5 protein-coding genes are annotated in these 6,071 nt (G+C 69.6%); 2 read left to right on the top strand and 3 right to left on the bottom strand.

Annotated features, from left to right (window positions below; genetic code table 11):
• Positions 1–146: 146 nt before the first annotated feature.
• The 3 genes from AB7O82_RS36575 to AB7O82_RS36565 form a co-directional block, all read right to left on the bottom strand.
• Positions 147–1,121 (bottom strand): tripartite tricarboxylate transporter substrate-binding protein, encoded by a 975-nt coding sequence (locus tag AB7O82_RS36575; RefSeq protein ID WP_428621733.1) that lies wholly within the window; start codon positions 1,119–1,121, stop codon positions 147–149.
• A gap of 136 nt (positions 1,122–1,257) precedes the next feature.
• Entirely contained in the window at positions 1,258–2,175 is a 918-nt protein-coding gene (locus AB7O82_RS36570; protein WP_428621731.1) for an alpha/beta fold hydrolase, read from the bottom strand.
• 11 nt (positions 2,176–2,186) lie between these two features.
• Positions 2,187–3,818, bottom strand: coding sequence for an FAD-dependent oxidoreductase (locus tag AB7O82_RS36565; RefSeq protein WP_428621730.1), 1,632 nt, complete (start codon positions 3,816–3,818; stop codon positions 2,187–2,189).
• A gap of 115 nt (positions 3,819–3,933) precedes the next feature.
• On the opposite strand from AB7O82_RS36565, the gene AB7O82_RS36560 reads away from it, so the two are divergent.
• Positions 3,934–4,752 (top strand): shikimate dehydrogenase family protein, encoded by an 819-nt coding sequence (locus AB7O82_RS36560; protein WP_428621729.1) that lies wholly within the window; start codon positions 3,934–3,936, stop codon positions 4,750–4,752.
• Positions 4,753–4,944: 192 nt separating this feature from the next.
• Entirely contained in the window at positions 4,945–5,715 is a 771-nt protein-coding gene (locus AB7O82_RS36555) for an IclR family transcriptional regulator domain-containing protein (RefSeq protein ID WP_428621735.1), read from the top strand.
• Positions 5,716–6,071 lie beyond the last annotated feature (356 nt).

Here is a 6,071-nt window from a genome sequence, read left to right as displayed (position 1 = left end):
GGCCGCTCTGCCCGCGGCCGAGCGGGCCCGCCTGTGCGGCGAGCGCACGCGGCGCGTGCTGGCTCAAGCACTACCGGACCGCGAGCGTCTCGCTCGCTCATGACTCTGAGCGAGCGAGACGCTCGCGGTCCGGAAGACGATGACTCCTAATCCACCTTCAGCCCGAGAGCGCGGATCAGGCCGCCCCAGCGCGTCGTCTCGGCGGCGATCATGGCGGCGAATTGCTGCGGCGTGCCGCCGATCGGGTCGATGCCGAGGGCGGCAAGGCGCGCTTTCAGCGGCGGCGAGGCGAGGATCCTGGCGAACTCGGCATTGAACTGGTCGACCAGGCCGTGATCCATGCCGGCCGGCGCCAGGACGCCGAACCAGCCGGTGACGTCGAATCCCGGCCTCACCGTCTCCGCGACGGTCGGCACGTCGGGAAGCGCAGACGAACGATGGGGCGAAGTGACGGCAAGGCCGCGCACCGTGCCGGCGGTCAGCAGGCCCATCGCGCCCGAGACGATGTCGAAGGAGAAGTCGATGGTGCCGCTGGTCAGGGCGATGTTGGCCGGTCCCGAGCCGGGATAGTTGATGGCCACGGCGTCGATCGCGAGATCGCGGCAGAGCAGCACGGCGGCCAGTGCCGTCAGGGTCGCCCCGCCGCCGCCGGTGCCGAAATTGAGCTTGCCGGGATTGGCCTTGGCCGCGGCGACCAGTCCCTGGATGTCGCGATAGGGCGACTTCGAGTCGACCAGCATCACCACCGGCGACTGCGCCAGCGCGATGATCGGCGAGAAGTCCTTCTGGTTGTCGAACGGCAGGTTGCGATAGAGCGCGGGCGCGCCCGTATGACCGCTGGTCACGAGCAGCAGGGTGGTGCCGTCGGGCCTGGCCTTGGCCACGGCGGCAGCGGCGATGGTGCCGCCGGCGCCGCCGCGATTCTGCACCACGACCGGCTGGCCGAGCTGGTCCTGCAGCCGCTCGGCCACGATGCGGGCGAGCAGATCGGCCGGGCCGCCGGCGGCGAAGCCGACGTAGAGATTGATCGGCCGGCCCGCGGCGATAGGCTGCGCATGCGCGCCTGCCGCCGGCATGAGGATGGCCAATAGCGACAGGAGCATCGCGGCAAGTCTTTTCATGTTTCCTCCATTCCTATCCCCTGCTGCCCTATGAGCGCGTTCATCGCTGGGAGCGCGCCACTCCGATGGCGCTCTTCTCGTCGATCCCACCTCCCAGGAGCGCCATCGGAGTGGCGCGCTCCCAGCGCATGATCGCTCACACGCCCCCATGCCGGCGCAGGAACGGCAGCACGTGGGCGAGCACCTCGTCGGGCGCTTCCTCGGCCTGCAGATGACCGGCATCAATCGGCGCGCCGTCGACCGAGCGGGCCCAACTGCGCCAGATGTCGATCGGGGTTTCGCCCGTCGCGAACCGGCCCTGCTCCCAGGTGACGAAGACCGGGCATTGCACGCGGCGGCCCGCCCTGCGGTCCGCTGCGTCGTGCTCGCTGTCGAGCGTGGCGCCGGCGCGATAGTCGTTGAAGATCGCGCTCAGCACCTCGGCGCGGCAGAAGGCTTCGCGGTAGGCGGCGATCGCCGCCGGCGACAAACGATCGAAGTACTTGGCCATGCGGCCGAGCGTCCAGTCGAAGAAGAAGCCGGGATCGGCGCCGACCAGGCGTTCCGGCAGGTCGGCAGCTTGCGCGAAGAAGAACCAATGATACGCGCCCATCCCGAACGCCTTGTCGGCGCGGTCCCACATCTCGATGGTCGGGATCACGGTGAGCGAGACGAAGGCCGAGACCAGGTCCGGCCGGTCGAGCGCCAGGCGGTAGCCGACCCGGGCGCCGCGATCGTGGCCGATCACCGCGAAGCGCGCGAAGCCCAGAAGCCGCATCAGCTCGGCCTGGTCGAGCGCCAGCGCCCGCTTGCAGAACGCCGCCGGTCCGCCTTCCCCGGCGATCAGCCGGCTCGCGCCGTAGCCGCGCAGGTCGGGCGCGACCACGGTGAACTCCCTGGCCAGCACGGGTGCGATCGCATGCCAGGCGAGATGCGTTTGCGGGTAGCCGTGCAGCAGCAGCAACGGCGGCCCCTCGCCGCCGATCGCGACAGTGAGGCGCGCCGGCCCGACATCGACGCTGCGATAGGCGAAGCCTTCGAACATGCCGCCCTTCGTCACGCCAATCTCCGTCATGCCAACCTCCGTCACGACTGGCCTGGCCGGTAACCGCGCCGGCTGCGCGGCGTCAGCGCGCCGAAGCTCGGCCAGCGGATCGGTACGCCGCCATCGATCAGCAGCTGCTGCAAGGCAGCGAGCCGCCCGGCATCGGCGCGCACCGCGCGCGGTGGAATCCCGTGCGCCAATGCGAACGCCGCCAGCGTGCCCGATGCCTCGCCGATGCTCCATTCGACCGGATGGACCCGATAGGCGCCGCTGGTGATGCGAGTCGTGCCGAGGTTCTTGGCTGCCGGCAGGAGGTTGTCGACGCGCACCGGCAGGAGCGCGCCGAGCGGGATCTCGAACGGGTAGCTGTCGATATCGACGGTGTCGCGCCGGCGCGACGTCGAGGGATGGAGATCGATGCGATAGGCGCCGATTCCGACGCTGTCGGGAAAGGACTCGGCGCCGCGCGCGCCGGGACGTGCCGCGACGCCGATATGCTGCTCGAGCACGGTGAGCTCGGCGCGGATGCGACGACCTTCGCGATAGTAGACCTGCTTGGCGAGGCCGTCGGCGGTGCCCAGCACGTCGCCGCGCAGCCTGAGGCCGCGATAGCCCTGGCCGCCGTCATGGCGCGGCGCCTCGGTCTGCATCCAGTAGAGGAACGACAGGCTGAGCTGCCGTGCATCCTCTAGCGCGGCGTCGCGCGCCTCCACCGGCACGCCGATCGCGGGCTTCAGCCAACAATCCATCTGCGGCCAGTTCGCGATCGTGATGTCGCTCTCGTAGAAGCCAGGAGCGAAATTCCGCCGCCAGGCGATGCGGCGGGCGTGCCAGAGGTCGAACAGATACTCGGCGTCGCTGTCGCCGGTGAACAGCGCACGCCGCAGCGGCTTGTGGGTGACGTGATCACTGACCGTCCAGTCGAACTGCCGGTTCGGCCAGAAATCGAGCTCGAGGTCGCGGAACTCGGCGTAGCGCGCCGGCCGGTCGATGGTGTGATCCTGCTCCGGCAGGTAGTCGAGGGCGAAGCACCAGGTGAGCGCCTGCTGGTCGAACGGGTCGGCCTCGGGCAGCGCATGCAGCTCGCCGGTCTCGCTCGCCGCCTCCGCGCCGAACACGTGCTCGACGCCGCCCGCTTCCAAGAGCTCGCCGGTCTCGCTGGCATCGATCACGATCGCGGCCTCGACGGCGACATGCCGGCCCGTCGCCAGATCGCGCAGCGTGACACCGGTGATGCGATCGCCGTTGCGCTCGACCGAGACCAGCGCATGGCGACGCAGCACGACCAGGCGCCGATTGCTTTCGAACGGCGCCAGCAGATCGTCGATGACGCGAACCGCCACGCGCGGCTCGTGGCAGAGCGTGCCGACATTGCCCATGCCGGGATTGAGCAGGCTGGCGGCGCGGGCCTGCTCGGTCAGCGGATAGTGCCGCCGGTAATAGCCGCGGATGCGGTCGCGCAGCGTGGCATAGCTCTGCGAGCCGACGCCGAGCTCGATCCAGGGATGCTCATCGAATGGCACGCCCTGCGCGGTGAGCTGGCCGCCCAACCAGTCGAGCTCTTCCGCGAGCACGACCTGGCGGCCGAGCCGCACGGCGGCCAGGGTGGCCGCGATGCCGCCCAGGCCACCGCCCACCACCAGGATGTCCGTCCGGAGTCCCGTCGCCGGCAAGTCCTTCCTCCCCAACCTGTCGCCTGGGCATTCGCCATGCTATGGCACAGTGACAGGATGTGCGGAATCAGACTATTCTGTGCGTAGAGCGCACAAACGGAAACTGGAGGAATGCATGGCCGAGGTGCCGATTTCGGGAGCGACCACCGTGCTGACGATCATCGGGCAGCCGACGCGACAGGTCCGCTCGACGACGACGCTCAATGCCGCGCTGCGCCGCCAGGGCATCGATGCGGTTCTGGTGCCGGTCGATCTCGCGCCGGCGGCGGTTCCCGCCTTCCTGCAGGCCTTGCGCGGCTGGCACAACGCGCCGGGTTGCATCGTCACCGTGCCGCACAAGTCGCAATGCGCGGGGCTGCTCGACGAGCTCACCGAGCGGGCGCGCCTGCTCGGCGCCGTGAACCTGGTGCGGCGCAGTGCCGACGGCCAGCTCCGCGGCGACATGATCGATGGCCTGGGCTTCCTCGCCGCGCTCAGTGCCAATGGCTTCGAGGCACGCGGCAAGAGCGCCGTGGTGTTCGGCGCCGGCGCGGTCGGACGCGCCCTGCTGCTGAGTCTCGGCGACGCCGGCGTCCGTCGTCTCGCCTTCAGCGACCCCGATGCGACGAACCTGTCCGCGCTGCTCGATCTCGCCCGTCAGGCAGGCCTCGCCGATCGGCTGAGCACCGGTCCGGTCGACGATCTCGCCGCCTTCGATCTCGCGGTGAACGCCAGCCCGGTCGGCATGAACGGCGAGGATCGAATGCCCTTCGACCCGACGCGACTGCCGCACCACGCCCTGGTGGCCGACGTCGTCACTAAGCCGGCCGAGACGCCGCTCCTGAAAGCGGCGGCGGCGCACGGCTGCCGCGTGCAGAACGGCCTCCAAATGTCCGACGCGCAGTCCGCCATGCAGCTCGCGTTCTTCGACCTGGCGCCCGGCGGGAAGGCGTGAGGCGACGTCATTCTTTGCCTCCCCCGTCTTACGGGGGAGGTGGCCCGCAGGGCCGGAGGGGGAAGGCCTCAGACGAGATCCATGAGACTCCGACGTCGGAACTTCGTGAACCGCCTTTGAGGCTGTGCCCCCCCCCCCCCCGTTCGGGGGCACCTCCCCCGTAAGACGGGGGAGGAAAGTGAAACGGCAGTTATTGTCGAGCCGCGGCACAGCCAGACCTTCGTCACCGCGTTCGCGCGCGGCCTTGGCCTGATCGAGGCCTTCGGACCGGACTGCCGCAGCATGACGGTAGCCGAAGCCGCGCAGCGCGTCGGCCTCGATCGCGCGGTGACGCGCCGCCTGCTGCGCACCCTGGTCGATCTCGGCTTCGCGCGCATGAGCGGCAAGCAGTTCGAGCTGACCAGCAAGGTGTTGAAGCTGGGCTACTCCTACCTGGCGTCGGTCGGCCTCGATGCGAGCCTGAAGCCCTATCTCGACGGGCTGTCGCAGGCGATCGGCGAGACCGTGTCGGTGTCGGTGCTGGACGGCGCCGAAGTGGTGTTCGTCGCGCGCGCCGACGTGCCGAGCCGGCGCCTGGCGTACGTCGTCGCCATGGGCATGCGCCTGCCCGCCTTCAGCTCCGCCTCGGGCCGCGTGCTGCTCGCCGGCCAGACCGACGCGCACGTCCAGTCCCTGCTGGCGGCCAACCCCGTGAAAAAGCTGACGCGCCGCACCGTCACCAATCCACGCGAGTTGCTGCGGCTGATCGCCAGGGCGCGCAGCGACGGCTACGCGCTCAACGTCGAGGAGCTCGAGGAGGGGCTGATCGGCATCTCGGTGCCGCTCCGCAATCGCGCCGGCGTGGTCGTGGCCTCGCTCAACGCCAATGCCAGCGCCCGGCGCACCTCCAAGGATCGCCTGCTCGCCAGGATACTTCCCAGGCTCAAGAGCGCCGCCGCCCGCATGTCGGAGGTCCTGCTGTGATCTGCAGGGCGCTCGCATAAGAGTACCGTCATCCCGAGCGGAGACGCCCGATCAGGCGATGTTTGCATCGCCATTGGCGGCGCAGTCGAGGGACTTTTCTTGCTGATGCCGCATCAAGAAAGGTCCCTCCACTACGCCTCGCGGAGTTTATCCCGAGGAACTCGAGGGGCTCGGCTCCGGTCGGGATGACGGACATTTTCCATATGCGAGTGCCCTGCTGTGACTTGCAGGCCGATCACTGCTGGCCGCCGCGACCGCGCCTGTTGTAGTTGAGCTCCTCGGCCGTGGGCTTGAGGCCGACGGCGATGCGATAGCCCGCGCCATCGCCCGGCAGGCGCAGGGTCAGCTCCTCCTGC

Source organism: Reyranella sp., from assembly GCF_050185545.1.
Lineage (GTDB): Bacteria > Pseudomonadota > Alphaproteobacteria > Reyranellales > Reyranellaceae > Reyranella.
This window is presented reverse-complemented; position numbering and strand designations above follow the sequence as displayed.